The sequence below is a fragment of the Erwinia aphidicola genome (genome assembly GCF_024169515.1).
Classification (GTDB): Bacteria; Pseudomonadota; Gammaproteobacteria; order Enterobacterales; family Enterobacteriaceae; genus Erwinia; species Erwinia aphidicola.
In genome coordinates this window covers 2271757-2289230 of sequence record NZ_JAMKCQ010000001.1, presented here as the reverse complement: position 1 = coordinate 2289230, position 17474 = coordinate 2271757, and the positions used below count along the sequence as shown (strand labels likewise).

Genomic DNA, 17474 nt, shown 5'->3' with positions numbered 1-17474 from the left:
ACAAACGACAGCGAACATTGTAGGGGCGGACCCTCTTTTTCGGTCCGCGCGTGATTATGACGTCGGGATCTTCAGCGTCTGGCCCAGCATCACATTCTGCGACTTCATTTTGTTCGCCTGCTGGATCGCCTGCGGGCTGACGCCGTATTTGGCCGCAATCGCCGTGAGCGAGTCACCGCGCACCACTTTATGGCGCAGCGGCTTTTTACTTCTGGCCACGCTGGCCGTCGCCGCACTGCTGCTGCCTGCCGGCACTTTCAGCCGCTGTCCGACCCACACCACGTCTCTTTTCAGAGTGTTCATCGCACGCAGCGTCGTCATGCTGACGCCGTAGTTCGCGGCGATACCGGACAGCGTCTCACCGCGTTTCACCACGTGGCGCTGCGTCGGGCCGCTGTACTCTGTGCCTGCCGGGGCCGGGTTAGCTTCTACCTCAACCGCCGCTGCGGACTGCAACGGACGGTTTTCCTCCTTTGGGATTGATTGCAGCGGGTGCGCCAGGAAGTAGTTGCGTAAGCCTTTATAAATCGACTCGGCAATCTTCTGCTGGTATGCGCTACTGCCTAGCAGTCGCTCCTCCGAAGGATTACTGATAAAGCCGGTTTCCACCAGCAGGGAAGGAATATCCGGCGAGCGCAGAACGCCCAGGCTGGCATGTTCCGGTCGGCGCTTGTGCAGTGCGCCCACGCGCTGCAGCTGAGCAATCACTTTTACCGCGACATCATATCCCACCCGCTGCGAGTGGCCGAACTGCAGGTCGAGCACCGCCTGGCTGAGGTAGGGATCCGCCTGGCTATTTGCCAGCAGATCGCCGGCCCCGCCCAGCAGTTCAGACTGTTTCTCATGCTGCTCTAACCAGCCTGCCATTTCACTATTGGCGCGGCGGTTCGACAGCACCCATACCGATGCACCGGAGGCGCTGCGGTTTGGCGCGGCATCGGCGTGAATCGAGACCAGCAGGTTGGCGTTCTGCTTACGCGCCACGTCCGAACGGCCCATCACCGAGATAAAGTAGTCGCCATCGCGCGTCATCACCCCTTTAAACATCGGGTCGGCATTCAGCAATGCCTTCAGCTTGCGGGCAATGGCGATGGTCACATTCTTCTCTTTCAGCCCGCCGCCGCCAATCGCGCCCGGATCCTGACCACCGTGCCCGGCATCGATCGCCACAATCACCGTGTCATTGCTGCTGGCAGCGCTGCGCGGCCGTGCCACCTGATTACCGCTGCTCACTGCCGTCACCGGGTTGGCATCGAATGGGCTTTTAGGCGGCGTGCTGCTGACCGGGCGTGAGGCGGTCGCGCTGCTGACCGGCGCACTGCGGCTGGCCGTTTGCGCCGGCTGCGTGCCGGAAATGGTGAACACCACGTTGTAATTGCTGCCGCTGCGCTTGGTGACCGCCCGCGTTTTGCCGCGCTGGGTCAGTTCAAACACCAGGCGGATGCTCTGGCTGTCCTGCGCGTTGCTGGAGCGGATGCGCTTCACGATATTCTCACCGCTGAAGGTCAGTGGTAATCCCTGCACCACCGCACTCTGGCGGATGTCGAGCACCACGCGCTCCGGATTATGCAGCGGGAAGAAAGCGTAGATCGGCTGTGAGCTAAAGCTGAGCGTCACCTCCGCCTGATTACTGCCGTTCGAGACTTTGATATCGGAAAGATTGGCGGAGAGCGCGCTAAACGAGCAGCAGAACAGGGCCAGCAGGCACCAGGATTTAAAACGCAGCATCATGCCTCACCCTGCTCAGCAGCAACGCGCTGCAGCATGGTTTCGCCCGCGGGCGAGCAGGCGCGCAGTTGGGCCTGGCGTGCGTGGCCGACATAGCTAAGGTGCAGCTCCAGGTCGGGCTCGGGTAAGACGCCTGCGCCCTGCTGCGGCCATTCGACCAGGCACAGGCTGTCCGCGCCGAAGTAATCACGAATGCCCATAAACTCCAGCTCTTCCGGGTCGGAGAGGCGATAAAGGTCAAAATGATAGACGCGGCGATCGGGCAGTTCATAAGGCTCCACCAGCGTATAGGTCGGGCTTTTAACATTGCCCTGATGCCCCAGCGCCTGCAAAAATCCGCGGCTAAAGGTGGTTTTACCCGCACCCAGGTCGCCATAGAGATAAAGGGTCGCCGCGCCGTCACAGGCGCGGGCCAGGCGGGCACCCAGTGCGAGGGTTGCTGCCTCATCGGGCAACGCAATTTCACAGGTCATCATTCTTTTGTATTCGACATCTCAGGATTGACAAACAGATACAGCTCGGCAAACAGATCGGTGGCTAACATCCCGCGTGTACCCTGACGTTTTGCCACCGCTTCGGCCGCCGCTCCGTGCGCTACGCACCCTGCGCAGGCGGCATCGTACAGTGAGAGCTTTTGCCCTGCCAGACTGCCGATGATACCAGATAACACATCTCCCATGCCCCCGCTGGCCATACCGGCATTACCCACATCCGCTATCGCTATGCTGCCGCCGGCGTCGGCGATTAACGTTCCGGCACCTTTTAACACCACGACACCGCCATAACGCTTCGCCAGGCGCCTTGCAGCAAGTAAGCGGTCACTCTCAATTTCACTGACTTTACAGTTGAGCAAGCGGGCCGCTTCACCGGGGTGCGGCGTAATGATTCGATTTTGACGTTTATCGGGGCTGATTGCCAGCAGGTTAAGCGCGTCAGCGTCCCAAAGCATCGGTTTCTGGCAGTTTTCTACTTTGTTCAGGGCTTTTTTGCCCCATGCACTCTGTCCCAAACCGGGGCCAATGACGATGACATCGGCCCACGCCAGACCGTCATCCATTGCGGCCGCGCTCAGTTCCTGCACCATCAGTTCTGGCCGGGCGGTCAGCAGCGGGCCAAGGTTGTCTTTGTGAGTAAGTACTCGCACTAAGCCAGCTCCACTTCGCAGCGCGGCCTCGGCGGTCATGCGGATGGCTCCCGCCGTGCCGTGGTCGCCGCCAATCACCAGCAGCTTGCCGTGATCGCCCTTGTGCGAGGTGGGCCGACGCGGCTGCAGCCACTGCGTCAGGCTGGTGCCATCATAACGGGCCAGCGGCGCGGGCTGGGTGTCCAGCCAGCTATCCAGACTCAGCGCATGACAGTGCAACTGCCCGACATGGTCACGCGCCTTGCCGGTCAGTAATCCCGGCTTAAGGGCAATAAACGTTAAAGTATGGTCGGCATTTATCACGCTGCCGGGCGCTGTGCCGTTAGCAGCCACTAACCCCGAGGGTACATCAACGGCAAAAATCGGCGCTGAATGGCGATTAGCCTGCTCAATCAGCTGGTCATACGGCGCTTGCACAGCCCGGTTGAGGCCGGTACCCAGCAGCGCATCGACAATCACCTCCACCTTTTCCGGCCAGGCGATCGCCGCATCGTGGATCGCGCCGCCCGCCGCCAGCCAGCCATCGCGCGCCTGCTGCGCCTCTTCCGGCAGCGCCTTGCTGCCCTCCACGGCGATCGCCGTCACCGTCAGCCCGGCGGACTGCGCCAGCCGTGCCACGATATAGCCATCGCCGCCGTTATTGCCATGCCCGCACAGCACCAGCCAGTGCTGAGCCGCAGGGTAGCGCTGGCGCAGCTGCGCAAATGCCGCTTCGCCGGCGCGCTGCATCAGTTCGAACAGCGTGAGGCCGAGTGCATCGGCCCCTTCGCGCTCCAGCCGGGCTAACGCCTCTACAGGCCAGACAGAATAGGGTAAACTGTCAGAGTCTTTCTGCTGGTTCAGGTTATTCATGTCGCATCCTCTCGATTTCAATCAACTCGCCCTGGATATTAAACAGTGGGGGCTGGCGCTCGGCTTTCAGCAGGTGGGTATCTGTGATACCGACCTGACGCTGGAAGAGCCGCGGCTGCAGGCCTGGCTGGATAAGCAATATCACGGTGAGATGGACTGGATGGCGCGTCACGGTATGATGCGCGCCCGTCCCCATGAACTGCTGCCCGGCACGCTGCGGGTGATCAGCGTGCGGATGAATTACCTGCCTGCCAAAGCCGCCTTTGCCAGCACGCTAAAAAATCCGCGTCTCGGATATGTTAGTCGCTATGCGCTGGGGCGTGACTATCACAAAGTATTACGCAACCGCCTGAAAAAGCTTGGCGATATGATCCGTGAGCACTGCGAACAGGCTGAGTTCCGCCCCTTTGTTGACTCCGCTCCGCTGCTGGAGCGCCCGCTGGCGGCGAAAGCCGGGCTGGGCTGGACCGGCAAACATTCGCTGATCCTCAATCGTGAAGCCGGCTCCTGGTTTTTCCTCGGCGAGCTGCTTGTCAATCTGCCGCTGCCGGTGGATCAGCCGGTTGAGGAGAACTGCGGGCGCTGCGTCGCCTGTATCACGACCTGCCCAACCGGCGCCATTGTTGAACCCTACACCGTCGATGCCCGCCGCTGCATCTCCTATCTCACCATTGAGTTAGAAGGCGCAATCCCGGAAGAGTTTCGACCGCTGATTGGTAACCGTATTTACGGCTGTGACGACTGCCAGCTGATCTGCCCGTGGAACCGCTACGGCCAGCTTACCGATGAGGATGATTTTAGCCCACGTGCGGTGCTGCACGCTCCGCCGCTGACCGATCTGTTTGCCTGGGATGAAGCAAAATTCCTGCGCGTGACGGAAGGGTCGGCTATCCGCCGCATTGGTCATCTGCGCTGGCTGCGCAATATTGCGGTGGCGCTGGGGAATGCCCCGTGGGACCAAGCCCACCTGTCAGCGCTGCAAGCGCGGCTGGGTGAAAACAGCATGCTGGATGAGCATATCCACTGGGCGATAGCCTGCCAGCTGGCGCGCAGAGATGAAAATACGATTGAAGTGCAGAGCAGCCAGCAAAAACGCCTGGTGCGGGTGGTGGAGAAAGGCTTACCCCGTGATGCTTAAATGCACAACACGCTGAATATTACCGACGCGAAATCTTTTCCACATGCTGTGAATAAAAATAAAAACTCGTTGTCATTCAAGCGTCACAGAAAGCACAAGCGATCCAGATAACATTTTGAAATAATCACAATAAACTTAAAATCAATGACTTACACAAGTCATGTAAGATTTTGCCCATTTTAGCTGATAAGCGTGCGGCAACAGAAGCTGTGGATAAGTCTGTTTAGAAAATTATTTCAGAGAGCGTAAATTAGCGAGCGCACGGCGTCTGGCGCTGTGGATAAGTATGGGGCTAAATGAGAAAAAATTTTATTTGGAGCGGGAAACGAGACTCGAACTCGCGACCCCGACCTTGGCAAGGTCGTGCTCTACCAACTGAGCTATTCCCGCTTAGGAGTGGTGCTGCTTTACTGCGCTAAAAACCTGTAAGTTATTGATTATACTGATTTTTAACCCCCTCTTTCTGAGGAGAGGTCGCCATTATGTACCTGTTTAATGGTGCTGGCAAGCGTTGCGTCAAAAAAAATTCATGTTGCTCACAAATGCAACAGCACGCACTGCGCCTGCCAGCGGGCTGGCCAGCTGACTGGTTACTGAGAGTTCAGCTGTTGCCAGCGCTGATAAACCTTAATTGCCTCGCCACTCTTCTGCTGAACCATCGGCAGGCGGCGCTGGGCAATCGGCTTGCTGTACTCAGCATAGAAGGTGTCCAGCTCAAAGTACTTGCGGTCATCCTGGTAGAATGGCGCGTAGTCTTCGCGCGTGGTGAGATAGACCACTTTTTTCGGGCTGCAGTAGTAGAGCGAACCCAGGCACATCGGGCACGGGCTGGCGAGAATATAAATTTCGCAGTCGGTCAGGTTTTCCGTGCCCAGCTTAGTGCAGGCTTCACGAATTGCGAGGATCTCCGCATGCGCGGTCGGATCGCTGGTCTGCGCAACTTGATTGGCGCTTTCCGCAATCACTTCGCCATTGCGCACAATCACCGTGGCAAACGGGCGCCCGCCCTCTTCAACGTTTTTCAGCGCCAGGTCAACGGTGCGTTGTACAAAATCCATGATCTTCTCCTCATTAGCAGTAGTGACAGCACTGAGGTTAAGCGCGCATTGGTATAATGTAAAAGTCGCATTTATAATCAACGCTATAAGCTGAAGTTATAGGAAGCGGTATGCTGTTGCGCCATATTCACTATTTTCTGGCCGTGGCCGAGCACGGCAGTTTTACCCGTGCTGCCAGCGCGCTCTACGTCTCACAGCCCGCCCTGTCCCAGCAGATTAAACAGCTGGAGGAGACGCTCGGGGCGATACTGTTTGACCGCTCCGGCCGCACAGTACGCCTGACCGATGCCGGTGAAGTGTATGCCCGCTATGCGCAGCAGGCGCTGCGCGAGCTGTCGGCGGGCGAACGGGCTATCCACGACGTCGACAACCTCAGCCGTGGCGCGTTACGCATCGCCATCAACCCGACGTTTACCGGCTACCTGCTTGGTCCGCTGGTGGCACGCTTTCATCAGCAGTATCCGTCGATTACGCTGGCGATCCGCGAAATGCCGCAGGAGCAGATGCAGCAGGATCTGCTGGCTGACCGGCTGGACCTGGCGCTGGGGTTTGCCGACGGCGTGCAGGCCGATATCGACGCCCAGCCGCTGCTGAGCGAGACGCTGGCGCTGGTCGTTGCCCGCCATCATCCGCTGGCCATTGAGAGCCAAATCGGGCTGAGCGCGCTTAACGACCTGCATCTGGTGCTGCTGACGCCCGAATATGCCACCCGCGAACAGATTGACTATTACTGCCGCCAGCACCAGCTGCGGCCAAAGGTGCAGATGGAAGCCAGTTCGGTCAGTGCGGTGGTGGAGATCGTGCGGCGCACGCAGCTGGCCACGCTGTTACCGGCGAAGATTGCACGGGAAAACGGGGAGCTGAAGGCGGTTGCACTCTCCCCTTCTCTGCTGGAGAGAACGGCGGTGCTGCTGCAAAGAAAAGGGGGCTATCAGACGGCGGCGGCGCGGGCGTTTATCGACCTCGCCAGACTGAGCTTTGCCAGCTAAGCCGCGCGAAAAACAGGCATAAAAAAAGAGCCTTGCGGCTCTTTCTTTAATTGCTTACAGAGCGGAATCTGCAAACTGAATTTGGAGCGGGAAACGAGACTCGAACTCGCGACCCCGACCTTGGCAAGGTCGTGCTCTACCAACTGAGCTATTCCCGCTTGGGTGGTGCTGATACGGCTAAAACGTAATTTGGAGCGGGAAACGAGACTCGAACTCGCGACCCCGACCTTGGCAAGGTCGTGCTCTACCAACTGAGCTATTCCCGCTCTGCGTAACGATGTAAATTCTTCACCGGTACGGGGTGCGCATTATACGAGGATTTTATCCTGTAGCAACCCTGTCCCGCTAAAAATTTTCACTTTTATGTCTGACTGCCGATTAAAACAGCGTAATGGGGTTTTAATCGGCAATCTGGCGCGAAAACAGCCTGCTTTCAGGCAATTAAAGCTGAATAAAATGTTCGCGGTAATAGGCCAGCTCGGCCACGGATTCGCGAATATCGTCCATCGCCTGGTGGGTACCCTGCTTTTTAAAGCCTGGCAGGATCTCCGGCTTCCAGCGGCGCGCCAGCTCTTTCAGGGTGCTGACGTCGAGATAGCGATAATGGAAGTAGGCTTCCAGCTCCGGCATATATTTGAACAGAAAGCGGCGATCCTGGCCGATGCTGTTGCCGCAAATCGGCGAGCTGTTGTGCGGCACCCACTGTTTAAGAAACTCAATCGTCGCCAGCTCGGCGGCGCGGTCATCGTACTGGCTGGCCTTGACGCGTTCCACCAGGCCACTGTGGGTATGGGTATTGACGTTCCACTCATCCATCAGCGCCAGCTGCGCGTCGGACTGATGCACGGCAAACACCGGGCCTTCCGCAAGGATGTTTAAATCGGCATCGGTCACCAGCGTGGCGATCTCAATAATCCGGTCCTGCTCCGGGTCCAGCCCGGTCATCTCAAGGTCAATCCAAATCAGGTTGTTAGCATTAGCAGTCATATAGGGTCCCACGGCGTATACTCGTCATACTTCAAGTTGCAGATGCGTTAGCTGCGTCTACTCACTCCGGTCACATAGTTTACTATGCTCCCGGAGACTCGCAGCCTTGCCGCCTTCCTGCAACTCGAATTATTTAGAGTATAGGCTGCATAGTTAAGTAGCGTGTATGATAGACGTTTTGCCCTGCCAGGGCGAAATATGCCGAACAGGGTGTGAGGAACAGTGACTAAAAACAAACTATCCAAAGGTCAGCAACGTCGCGTAAGTGCCAACCACGATCGTCGCCTGAAGCAGCGTGCTGATAAACCCGAGCCAGATGACAATCTGTTCGGGGAAGCGCGTGATGGCGTGGTGATCAGCCGTTTTGGTATGCACTGCGATGTGGAAGATGCGGATGGTTCCGTTCACCGCTGCAACATCCGCCGGACTATTCGTTCGCTGGTGACCGGGGACCGCGTGCTGTGGCGCCCGGGTGCTGAAGGCGCAGCCACGGTCAAAGGCATTGTTGAAGCCGTTCACGAGCGCACCTCGGTGCTGACCCGCCCTGACTTTTATGACGGCGTCAAACCGATTGCCGCCAATATCGATCAGATCGTGGTGGTCTCGGCCATTCTGCCCGAGCTGTCGCTGAACATTATCGACCGCTATCTGGTGGCCTGCGAAACGCTCGGCGTGGAGCCGCTGATCGTGCTGAACAAAACCGACCTGCTGGATGCGGATGGCCGTAAGTTCGTCGACGAGCAGATGGATATCTATCGCCACATTGGTTACAAGGTGCTGATGGTCTCCAGCCATCGCAAAGAGGGCCTGGCAGAGCTGGAAAGCGCACTCACCGACCGTATCAGCATCTTTGCCGGGCAGTCGGGCGTGGGCAAATCCAGCCTGCTGAATGCGCTGCTGGGGCTGGAGCTGAGCAGCGCGGAGATCCTCACCAATGACGTCTCCGATAACTCGGGCCTGGGCCAGCACACCACCACCGCATCACGCCTGTACCACTTCCCGCACGGCGGCGATGTGATTGACTCGCCGGGGGTGCGTGAATTTGGTTTATGGCATCTGGAGCCGGAACAAATCACTCAGGGATTTGTCGAATTCCGTGACTATTTAGGTGGCTGCAAATTCCGCGACTGTAAGCATGACACCGACCCCGGCTGCGCCATCCGCGAAGCGGTGGAAAAAGGTGAGATCGACGAATCGCGTTTTGTTAACTACCACCTGATTCTGGAAACGATGTCTGAAGTGCAGGCGAAAACGCGCCGCAACTTTACCACGGACAAAGACTGACCGGGGCGCGCCCGCAGGCAGGCAATAGCCTAATCCTGCCGGCGCTGCTACAATCCGCCCCCTTTTATCGAGTGTCTTGCCAAGCCAGGAGGCTAACGTGTTAGATCGTATTAAACTCGGCCTGAATAATATACTGCCTAAAAAAGCCCTGACTGAACTGGCAGGCTGGGGTGCCAGCAAGCGTGCAGGATGGCTGACCAAAGCCGTTATCGATGCTTTTGTCTGGTATTACAAAGTGGATATGAAAGAGGCGCAGAAACCCGATACCGCCAGCTATCGCACGTTTAACGATTTCTTCGTGCGCCCGCTGCGTGACGATGCCCGCCCGATTGAGACTGACCCAAACCTGCTGATCCTGCCTGCCGATGGCGCCATCAGCCAGCTGGGCCGCATTCACGGTGACCAGATTTTCCAGGCGAAGGGCCACACCTATTCGCTGGAAGCGCTACTGGCCGGAAACGCCGCGATGACCGATATGTTCCGCGACGGCGAGTTCGTTACCACCTACCTGGCCCCGCGCGACTATCACCGCGTGCATATGCCGTGTAACGGCATCCTGCGCGAGATGATCTACGTCCCGGGCGATCTGTACTCGGTGAATCCGCTGACCGCGCAGAACATTCCCAACCTGTTTGCCCGTAATGAGCGCGTCATCTGCCGCTTCGATACTGAAGTTGGCCCGATGGTGCAGATTCTGGTGGGCGCCACCATTGTCGGCAGCATTGAAACCGTCTGGTCCGGCACCGTGACCCCGCCGCGTGAAGGCGTGATCAAGCGCTGGAGCTGGCCGGGTGCCGATGAAGAAGGCGCCGTGGTGCTGCTGAAAGGCCAGGAGATGGGCCGCTTCAAGCTGGGTTCCACGGTGATCAACCTGTTCGCGGCAGGTAAAGTGAAACTGGCAGAGAGCCTGGCGGCAGAGAGCAAAACCCGCCTTGGCGAAACGCTGGCCATTGCACTCCAGAAAGAGAGTGCGGAAGACGTCCTCCATCACCCATAGCAGAGCGCCATGTCACGCCTGATCCTCACGCTTTTGTTAGGCTGGAGCTTGCTCCAGCCGGTTTATGCCGCCAGCGCACCGGATGCCGCGCAGATCAAACAGGAACTTGATGAGGCAAAGTCAGACAAAACGACCGCGAATCAGGCGGAACTTGTCGCTGCCCTGCAGGGCACGATTAACTGGCTGGATGAGCGCGAGGAGTCCCTTCAGCGCTCAAACGATTACCAGCAGGTTATCGATGACTTCCCTAAGCTCTCGCGCGAACTGCGCCAGCAAATCGTCAATCTGACCGACAGCAGCAGAACGCTGCGCAGCAATATGAGCGCGGCCGATCTCGATCAGGAGATCCTACAGGTCAGCAGCCAGCTGCTGGAAGAGAGCCGCCAGGCACAGCAGGAGCAGGACCGCGCGCGCGAAATCAGTGACTCACTTTCCCAGCTGCCGCAGCAGCAGACCGAAGCGCGCCGCGCGCTCAATGAAATCGAACGCCGCCTGCAGGGGCAGCCTGCTGCCACCACCCCGCTCGGCCAGGCTCAGCTGGCACAGCGCCAGGCGGAATCCGCCGCGCAGAAGGCCCGCGTTGACGAGCTGGAGCTGGCGCAGCTGTCGGCCAACAATCGCCAGGAGCTGGCGCGCATGCGCGCGGAAGTCCACCAGCGCAAGTCCGCCGAGCTGGATGCCTACCTGCAGGACCTGCGCAATCAGCTCAACGGCCTGCGTCAGCGTGAAGCGGAAATGGCGCTGGCCCGCACCGAGCAGCTGGCGGAAAACAGCGGCGACATGCCCAGAGGTATCACCGATCAGTTCCGCGTCAACCGCGAGCTCTCCGCCGCGCTGAACCAGCAGGCGCAGCGCATGGATCTGGTGGCCTCGCAGCAGCGCACCGCCGCTAACCAGACGATTCAGGTGCGCCAGGCGCTGAGCACCATCCGCGAGCAGTCACAGTGGCTCGGCGTCTCGAACGTGCTGGGGGAAGCGCTACGCGCCCAGGTATCACGCCTGCCGGATATGCCCAAACCACAGCAGCTCGACAGTGAAATGGCCCAGCTGCGCGTGCAGCGCCTGCACTATGAAGACCTGCTGGAGCGCCAGCAGTCGCTGCGCCAGCTGCGTCAGGACGATAACAGTAACCTGACCAACGAGCAGAAACGCATCCTCGATGCGCAGCTGAAAACCCAGCGCGAGCTGCTGACCTCCCTGCTCTCCGGCTGCGATAACCTGATTCTGGAAGTCACCAAGCTGAAAGTGGGCAACAGCCAGCTGGTGGATGCGCTGAATGAAGTCAAAGAAGCCACCCACCGCTATCTGTTCTGGACCGCCGACGTCAGCGCGCTGAGCTTCAGCTATCCGCTCGATTTGGCACGCGATCTGCAGCGCCTGCTGTCGCTGGATACCCTTGGCCAGCTCGGCGGGGCGATGGTGATGATGGTCACCAGCCGTGAAACCGTGCTGCCGATCATCGGCGCTATCCTGCTGGTCGGCTTTAGCATCAGCTCGCGCCGCCACTTCCGCCGCTTCCTTGAACGCGCCTCCAGCAAAGTCGGCAAAGTCACGCAGGACCATTTCAGCCTGACGATGCGCACCGTATTCTGGTCAATACTGGTGGCATTGCCGCTGCCGGTGCTGTGGGCGGCGCTCGGCTACGGTTTACAGCACGCCTGGCCCTATCCGATTGCCGTGGCGATTGGCGATGGCGTCACCGCCAGCGTGCCGCTGCTGTGGGCGTTTATGATCAGCAACAGCTTCGCCCGCTCACAGGGGCTGTTTATCGTTCATTTCCGCTGGCCGCAGGCGCGCGTGGCCCGTGCGATGCGCTTTTACACGCTGTGCATCGGGCTGGTGGTGCCGCTGATCATGCTGCTGATCGCCTTCGATAACCTCGAAGACCGCGAATTCTCGGCCACCCTTGGACGCCTGTGCTTTATCCTGATCTGTGGCGCACTGAGCATGGTGACCGTCAGCCTGAAACGAGCCGGTATTCCGCTGCACCTGGATAAAGAGGGTAACGGCGAGAACTTTATTAATAACGTGCTGTGGAACGCGATGATCGCCATTCCGCTGCTGGCGGCGCTGGCTTCCTGCATCGGCTATCTGGCAACCGCCCAGGCGCTGCTGGCGAGGCTGGAAACCTCGGTGGCGATCTGGTTCCTGCTGCTGGTGATTTACCACATTATCCGCCGCTGGATGCTGATCCAGCGCCGCCGCATCGCCTTTGATCGCGCCCGTCAGCGCCGTGCCGAAATTCTGGCACAGCGTGCACGCAGTGAAGAGGAGCTGACCGCGCAGCAAACCGCCGCCGATAATATCGATGTGGAAGAGCCGGTGATCGACCTTGATGCCATCAGCGCACAGTCTCTGCGGCTGGTGCGCTCGATCCTGACGCTGATCGCGCTGGTGTCGGTGATCGTGCTGTGGTCGGAGATCCACTCTGCCTTCGGCTTCCTCGAAAACATCCGCCTGTGGGATGTCAGCACCACCGTGCAGGGGGTGGAGAACCTGCAGCCGATCACCCTCGGATCGGTGCTGATCGCCGTGCTGGTGTTGATTATCACCACCCAGCTGGTGCGCAATATGCCGGCCCTGCTGGAGCTGGCGCTGTTGCAGCACCTCAGCCTGACGCCGGGTACCGGCTATGCCGTCACCACCATCACCAAGTATCTGCTGATCCTGATTGGCGGGCTGAGCGGCTTCTCCATGCTCGGCGTCGACTGGTCGAAGCTGCAGTGGCTGGTGGCGGCCTTAGGGGTCGGGTTAGGGTTTGGTTTGCAGGAGATTTTCGCCAACTTTATCTCCGGCCTGATCATCCTGTTTGAGAAACCGATCCGCATCGGCGATACCGTCACTATCCGCGACCTCACCGGCAGCATCACGCGCATCAATACGCGCGCGACCACGATTACCGACTGGGATCGCAAAGAGATTATCGTGCCGAACAAGGCCTTCATCACCGAGCAGTTTATCAACTGGTCGCTGACCGATCCGGTGACGCGCGTGGTGCTGACCATACCCGCTGCGGCAGAAGCCAACAGTGAAGAGGTCACCAACGTGCTGCTGACCGCGGCACAGCGCTGCAGTTATGTGCTCGATACGCCGCAGCCGGAAGCGTTCCTGGTGGATTTACAGCAGGGTATTCAGCTGTTTGAGCTGCGTATTCACGCCGCTGAAATGGGGCACCGCATGCCGCTGCGCCATGAGCTGCATCAGCTGATCCTGCGCGGTTATCATGAGCACGGGCTGGAGATGCCGTTCCCACCGTTCCAGGTACGCATGGAGACTATCGGTCGTAAAACGCCGGCCAGCAACGGCGCACCGGCGGCGAGAAATTATAAGTCAGGCGGATTGTAATTTAAGCATGTCGCGGCTGCGGGTTTGCTGTCGGAGCTGCCCCTGATGACCACAGCGTCAGGGTGCACACACCTCGCGCAGACAGCGGATCAGCGCATCGGCTGCCGGAGAGTGCAGGCAGCCGGCGCGCACCGTCAGCCCGATGGCGCGCTCGGTATCCGGCAGCGGTACCGGCAGCACCACCAGCGCGCCGGAGGCCAGCTCAACTTCCAGCTGATGCGCGGAGACCGCCGCCAGCATATCTGACTGCATCAGCAGCCCGCGCACCAGCGCCAGATCGCCGGTTTCCACCACCGGATTAGGCGCCGGGATGCCCATTGCCTGAAAGCTGTTGTCCAGCAGATGGCGGGCAGGCGTTGCCGAACGCGGCAGCACCCAGCGCGCCGCCCGTAGATCGGCGCTGGAGATGGCGCCCCCCACCAGCGGATGATCGTGGCGCGCCAGCAGCACCATGCGCTCGGAAAACAGCGTTTCACGCGTCACGTCGAGCGCCTCTTCATCACGCCGCAATGCCCCAAAGATAAAATCGATATCGCCGGAGCGCATCTCAGAGGCCAGCACGCCAAATGCGCTTTCGCTGGTCACCACCCGCACGCCAGGATAGCGCGCCGTCAGCATCACAATCGCCTGCGGCAGAATGCGCGTGCGCCCCAGCGGCAGAGCGCCGACCCGCACCGTCCCCTCCAGCACCCCGCTGCGGGCGGCGATATCGGCCGGAATATGGCGCAGTTCATTCAGCGCTCGCCGCACGTTAGGCTCTATTTCACGCCCGGCCAGCGACGGCATCATGCCGTGTGGGGTGCGCTCCAGCAGTGCGACGCCCGCGCCGTTTTCCAGCACGCGCAGCGCTGCACTCACCGCTGGCTGGCTCAGCCCGAGCCGGGCCGCCACTGTCTGCATATGCCGCGTCTGGCACAGGGTGATAAAAATTTGCAGGCGACGCACGTTGAATAACCACAGCGGCTCCGCGTCGCTGCGCAACCCCGCGCGCCCGTGCAGTTTTGCCAGACGCTGCGGCACCTGATGCAATTCATCAATTGCCCGTAGCGCGCGCGGCAGCACGCATTTGCCGAGGTCGGTCAGCATCATTCCCCCGGCGTGACGCTCAAATAACGTCACGCCTAAAGTGAGTTCGAGATCGCGAATTGCACGGGTGATTGCCGACTGGGTGCGAAATAATTCATCCGCAGCACGGGAGACACTCCCCTGGGCGACCACCTGACTGAATGCTCTGATTTGCATCAGGTTTGTCAGTTCCTGCGTTGCATTTTCCACTCTGATCCCCTGCCTGTTTTCGCCACCGTCCGATGTCGCAATATAAATAAAACGCATACCCGCTGCAATCAAATGAATTATCGCCACCGCGCCGGCGGTGACAGCATGGAAAAAAACAGCGGAGGAAGTGCCATGACTGAGAACACCCCAAAAAAAACCGCGCTGGTGGTTAGCGCCCACTCGGCAGATTTCGTCTGGCGCGCGGGTGGGGCCATCGCTCTGCACCATGCCCGGGGCTATGACGTCCACGTGGTCTGCCTCTCATTTGGCGAGCGTGGCGAATCGGCCAAGCTGTGGCGCAAGGGTGAGATGAGCGAGGCCAACGTGAAGGCGGCCCGCCGCAGCGAAGCGCAGGCCGCAGCGGAGATCCTCGGCGCCAGCATCGAATTTTTCGATCTCGGCGACTACCCGCTGCGCCCCGATAAAGAGACGCTGTTCCGTCTGGCGGACGTCTATCGCCGCGTGCAGCCGCACTTTGTGCTGACGCACTCGCTGCAGGACCCGTACAACTATGACCATCCGATGGCCACGCATCTGGCGCAGGAAGCGCGCATCATCGCCCAGGCCGAAGGTTACCGCCCGGGCGAGAAGATCATCGGGGCGACGCCGGTCTACTGCTTTGAACCGCATCAGCCTGAGCAGTGCAGCTGGAAGCCGGACGTGCTGCTGGATATCACCACGGTGTGGGACAAAAAATATCAGGCCATCCAGTGCATGGCCGGGCAGGAACATCTGTGGGAATACTACACGCGGGTGGCGCAGCAGCGCGGCGTGCAGGCCAAACGCAACGTTGGGATCGCCAGCAGCCGCGACATCGTTTACGGCGAAGGCTACCAGAGTATCTTCCCACGCGTGACGGAGGATCTGGCATGAGCATCATCGGTAAAAAGGGCGTCGTCGTGCGCCAGATCCCACGCGCAGCCAGCAGCGACATTGACGCGCTGGCCCGCTCCGGCGTCGCCACCGTCCATGAGGCCCAGGGGCGAAAAGGGTTGCTGGACCCGGCCATCCGTCCCATCCAGCAGGACTGCGGCATCGCCGGGAGTGCAGTCACCGTGCTGGTGGCACCGGGTGACAACTGGATGTTCCACGTGGCGGTAGAACTCTGCCAGCCGGGGGACGTGCTGGTGGTGGCGCCCACCTCTCCCTGCAGCGACGGCTACTTCGGCGATCTGCTGGCGACCTCATTGCAGTCACGCGGCGTGCGCGGGCTGGTGGCAGACCTTGGCGTGCGTGATACCCGCACGCTGCGCGCCATGGGCTTTGCCGTCTGGTCGCGGGCCGTGTATGCGCAGGGCACCGTGAAAGAGACGCTCGGCTCGGTCAATGTGCCGCTGGTGTGCGCCGGGCAGCCGATCTGGCCCGGAGATGTGATCGTCGCCGATGACGACGGCGTGGTGGTGGTAGCGCGCCGCGAAGCCGCCAGCGTGGCGGAAAAAGCGCAGCAGCGCGAAGCGCTGGAAGAGAGCAAGCGTGAGCGCATGGCAGCAGGCGAGCTGGGGCTGGATATTTATCAGATGCGCCCGCGCCTGGCGGAAAAAGGGCTGCGCTATGTCGACACGCTTGAGCAACTGGAGGAGTAACCCATGCGCCAGCGCCGCATCCCCTGTTTACTGATGCGCGGCGGCACCTCAAAAGCCGCCTGCTTCCTGGCAGACGATCTGCCGTCGGACCCCTCCGTGCGCGACCGGGTGCTGCTGGCGGTGATGGGCTCGCCCGATATCCGCCAGATAGACGGTCTGGGCGGCGCCGATCCGCTCACCAGCAAAGTGGCGATCGTCAGCGCTTCCCGCCGTGACGATGCTGATGTCGACTATCTGTTTGCCCAGGTCAACGTCGATCGGCCTTACGTTGATTACGGGCAGAACTGCGGCAATATTCTCGCCGCCGTGGGGCCATTCGCCGTTGAGCGTGGGCTGGTGACGGCGGGCAGTGAGCGTACCCGCGTGCGCATCTTCATGCAGAACACCGGGCAAATTGCCGAGGCGGAATTCGCCACCCCAGGCGGCGAGGTCGACTATGACGGCGATCTGCGCATCGATGGCGTGCCGGGCACCGCGGGCGAGATCGCCCTTACCTTCGAAGAGATTGCCGGATCGAGCTGCGGGGCGCTGTTGCCGACCGGCCAGCCGCGCGATCGCTTTGACGACGTCGACGTCACCTGTATCGATAACGGCATGCCGGTGGTGCTGCTGCGCGCCGCCGATGTGGGCCGCAGCGGCTATGAGAGCCGTGAGCAGTTGGATAACGACAGCGAGCTGAAGCAGCGGCTGGAGTCGATTCGCCTGCAGGCCGGGCCGCGCATGAATCTGGGCGACGTCAGCCAGCGTACGGTGCCGAAAGTCACCCTGCTGGCCGAGGCGCGCCACGGCGGTGCTGTCAGCTCGCGCACCTTTATCCCGCACCGCTGCCACGCGTCGATTGGCGTGCTCGGCGCGGTCAGCGTCGCCAGCGCCTGCCTGATCCCGGGCAGCGTTGCTGACGGGCTGGCGCGCATCAGCAACGCCCCCCAGCAGCGCCTGAGCGTGGAGCATCCCAGCGGTGAGTTCAGCGTGCTGCTGCAGCGCGCTGGCGATAATCCGCTGGCGGGCTGCGGGCTACTGCGCACCGCGCGCGCCATTTTTGCCGGGGAAGTCCTCATCCCTGCGGCTGTCTGGCCGCTAAGCAAGGAGTAGCG

Annotated in this window: 14 protein-coding genes and 3 tRNA genes; 8 read left to right on the top strand and 9 right to left on the bottom strand. The window is 60.3% G+C overall.

Annotated features, from left to right (window positions below; translation table 11 throughout):
* Window positions 1-54: 54 nt before the first annotated feature.
* Genes amiB through nnr form a run of 3 tightly spaced genes read right to left on the bottom strand, consistent with a single transcriptional unit; the run spans window position 55 to window position 3724 of the window.
* The gene (gene amiB, locus J2Y91_RS10500) at window positions 55-1731 is read right to left on the bottom strand and encodes an N-acetylmuramoyl-L-alanine amidase AmiB (RefSeq protein ID WP_133624870.1); all 1677 of its coding nucleotides are present in this window, start codon (window positions 1729-1731) and stop codon (window positions 55-57) included.
* On the bottom strand, window positions 1728-2204 hold the full coding sequence (gene tsaE / locus J2Y91_RS10495; RefSeq protein WP_048917406.1) for a tRNA (adenosine(37)-N6)-threonylcarbamoyltransferase complex ATPase subunit type 1 TsaE: 477 nt from the start codon (window positions 2202-2204) through the stop codon (window positions 1728-1730). The genes amiB and tsaE overlap by 4 nt, the downstream gene beginning before the upstream one ends.
* Window positions 2201-3724, bottom strand: coding sequence for a bifunctional ADP-dependent NAD(P)H-hydrate dehydratase/NAD(P)H-hydrate epimerase (gene nnr / locus J2Y91_RS10490; RefSeq protein WP_253538154.1), 1524 nt, complete (start codon window positions 3722-3724; stop codon window positions 2201-2203). The genes tsaE and nnr overlap by 4 nt, the downstream gene beginning before the upstream one ends.
* On the opposite strand from nnr, the gene queG reads away from it, so the two are divergent.
* On the top strand, window positions 3723-4862 hold the full coding sequence (queG, locus tag J2Y91_RS10485; RefSeq protein ID WP_133624872.1) for a tRNA epoxyqueuosine(34) reductase QueG: 1140 nt from the start codon (window positions 3723-3725) through the stop codon (window positions 4860-4862). The two genes, nnr and queG, sit on opposite strands and share 2 nt — an antisense overlap.
* Window positions 4863-5176: 314 nt before the next feature.
* On the opposite strand, the gene J2Y91_RS10480 is transcribed toward queG, so the two are convergent.
* Both J2Y91_RS10480 and J2Y91_RS10475 read right to left on the bottom strand, forming a co-directional pair.
* Window positions 5177-5252: transfer RNA gene (locus tag J2Y91_RS10480), tRNA-Gly, on the bottom strand.
* A 200-nt stretch (window positions 5253-5452) separates the two neighbouring features.
* Window positions 5453-5920 (bottom strand): nucleoside deaminase, encoded by a 468-nt coding sequence (locus J2Y91_RS10475; protein WP_048917409.1) that lies wholly within the window; start codon window positions 5918-5920, stop codon window positions 5453-5455.
* A 110-nt stretch (window positions 5921-6030) separates the two neighbouring features.
* Here J2Y91_RS10475 and cynR point away from each other — a divergent pair, with 110 nt between their 5' ends.
* Window positions 6031-6909, top strand: a complete 879-nt coding sequence (cynR, locus tag J2Y91_RS10470; protein WP_133624873.1) for a transcriptional regulator CynR — start codon at window positions 6031-6033, stop codon at window positions 6907-6909.
* Between the two features lie 82 nt (window positions 6910-6991).
* Here the strand turns inward: cynR and J2Y91_RS10465 are convergent.
* From J2Y91_RS10465 to orn, 3 genes are all read right to left on the bottom strand, one after another.
* Window positions 6992-7067 (bottom strand) — tRNA-Gly (locus J2Y91_RS10465).
* Window positions 7068-7099: 32 nt separating this feature from the next.
* Window positions 7100-7175, bottom strand: a tRNA-Gly gene (locus tag J2Y91_RS10460).
* Between the two features lie 175 nt (window positions 7176-7350).
* The gene (gene orn / locus J2Y91_RS10455; protein ID WP_048917432.1) at window positions 7351-7896 is read right to left on the bottom strand and encodes an oligoribonuclease; all 546 of its coding nucleotides are present in this window, start codon (window positions 7894-7896) and stop codon (window positions 7351-7353) included.
* Window positions 7897-8118: 222 nt separating this feature from the next.
* Between orn and rsgA the strand changes: the two genes are divergently transcribed.
* The 3 genes from rsgA (at window position 8119) to mscM (ending at window position 13522) form a co-directional block, all read left to right on the top strand.
* Complete coding sequence (rsgA, locus tag J2Y91_RS10450; protein ID WP_133624874.1) at window positions 8119-9180, top strand: small ribosomal subunit biogenesis GTPase RsgA; 1062 nt, start codon at window positions 8119-8121, stop codon at window positions 9178-9180.
* A gap of 97 nt (window positions 9181-9277) precedes the next feature.
* The gene (gene asd / locus J2Y91_RS10445) at window positions 9278-10177 is read left to right on the top strand and encodes an archaetidylserine decarboxylase (protein WP_133624875.1); all 900 of its coding nucleotides are present in this window, start codon (window positions 9278-9280) and stop codon (window positions 10175-10177) included.
* Between the two features lie 9 nt (window positions 10178-10186).
* The gene (mscM, locus tag J2Y91_RS10440) at window positions 10187-13522 is read left to right on the top strand and encodes a miniconductance mechanosensitive channel MscM (RefSeq protein WP_133624876.1); all 3336 of its coding nucleotides are present in this window, start codon (window positions 10187-10189) and stop codon (window positions 13520-13522) included.
* 57 nt (window positions 13523-13579) lie between these two features.
* Here mscM and J2Y91_RS10435 read toward each other — a convergent pair whose 3' ends face one another.
* Entirely contained in the window at window positions 13580-14764 is a 1185-nt protein-coding gene (locus J2Y91_RS10435; RefSeq protein WP_133624877.1) for a LysR family transcriptional regulator, read from the bottom strand.
* A gap of 165 nt (window positions 14765-14929) precedes the next feature.
* On the opposite strand from J2Y91_RS10435, the gene galB reads away from it, so the two are divergent.
* The 3 genes from galB to J2Y91_RS10420 are packed head-to-tail and all read left to right on the top strand — an operon-like array spanning window position 14930 to window position 17472.
* Window positions 14930-15670, top strand: coding sequence for a 4-oxalmesaconate hydratase (gene galB / locus J2Y91_RS10430; RefSeq protein ID WP_253538151.1), 741 nt, complete (start codon window positions 14930-14932; stop codon window positions 15668-15670).
* The gene (locus J2Y91_RS10425; RefSeq protein WP_253538148.1) at window positions 15667-16380 is read left to right on the top strand and encodes a 4-carboxy-4-hydroxy-2-oxoadipate aldolase/oxaloacetate decarboxylase; all 714 of its coding nucleotides are present in this window, start codon (window positions 15667-15669) and stop codon (window positions 16378-16380) included. Before galB ends, J2Y91_RS10425 begins: the two co-directional genes overlap by 4 nt.
* Before the next feature lie 3 nt (window positions 16381-16383).
* Entirely contained in the window at window positions 16384-17472 is a 1089-nt protein-coding gene (locus J2Y91_RS10420; protein WP_191149582.1) for a 4-oxalomesaconate tautomerase, read from the top strand.
* Window positions 17473-17474: the final 2 nt, after the last annotated feature.

Bases quoted from the DNA above. Each gene is read 5' to 3' on its own strand.
- cynR (WP_133624873.1), top strand. From the start codon at position 6,031: ATGCTGTTGCGCCATATTCACTATTTTCTGGCCGTGGCCGAGCACGGC.
- nnr (WP_253538154.1), bottom strand. From the start codon at position 3,724: ATGAATAACCTGAACCAGCAGAAAGACTCTGACAGTTTACCCTATTCT.
- mscM (WP_133624876.1), top strand. From the start codon at position 10,187: ATGTCACGCCTGATCCTCACGCTTTTGTTAGGCTGGAGCTTGCTCCAG.
- queG (WP_133624872.1), top strand. From the start codon at position 3,723: ATGTCGCATCCTCTCGATTTCAATCAACTCGCCCTGGATATTAAACAG.
- J2Y91_RS10425 (WP_253538148.1), top strand. From the start codon at position 15,667: ATGAGCATCATCGGTAAAAAGGGCGTCGTCGTGCGCCAGATCCCACGC.
- J2Y91_RS10435 (WP_133624877.1), bottom strand. From the start codon at position 14,764: ATGCAAATCAGAGCATTCAGTCAGGTGGTCGCCCAGGGGAGTGTCTCC.
- galB (WP_253538151.1), top strand. From the start codon at position 14,930: ATGACTGAGAACACCCCAAAAAAAACCGCGCTGGTGGTTAGCGCCCAC.
- J2Y91_RS10475 (WP_048917409.1), bottom strand. From the start codon at position 5,920: ATGGATTTTGTACAACGCACCGTTGACCTGGCGCTGAAAAACGTTGAA.
- tsaE (WP_048917406.1), bottom strand. From the start codon at position 2,204: ATGATGACCTGTGAAATTGCGTTGCCCGATGAGGCAGCAACCCTCGCA.
- J2Y91_RS10420 (WP_191149582.1), top strand. From the start codon at position 16,384: ATGCGCCAGCGCCGCATCCCCTGTTTACTGATGCGCGGCGGCACCTCA.
- amiB (WP_133624870.1), bottom strand. From the start codon at position 1,731: ATGATGCTGCGTTTTAAATCCTGGTGCCTGCTGGCCCTGTTCTGCTGC.
- orn (WP_048917432.1), bottom strand. From the start codon at position 7,896: ATGACTGCTAATGCTAACAACCTGATTTGGATTGACCTTGAGATGACC.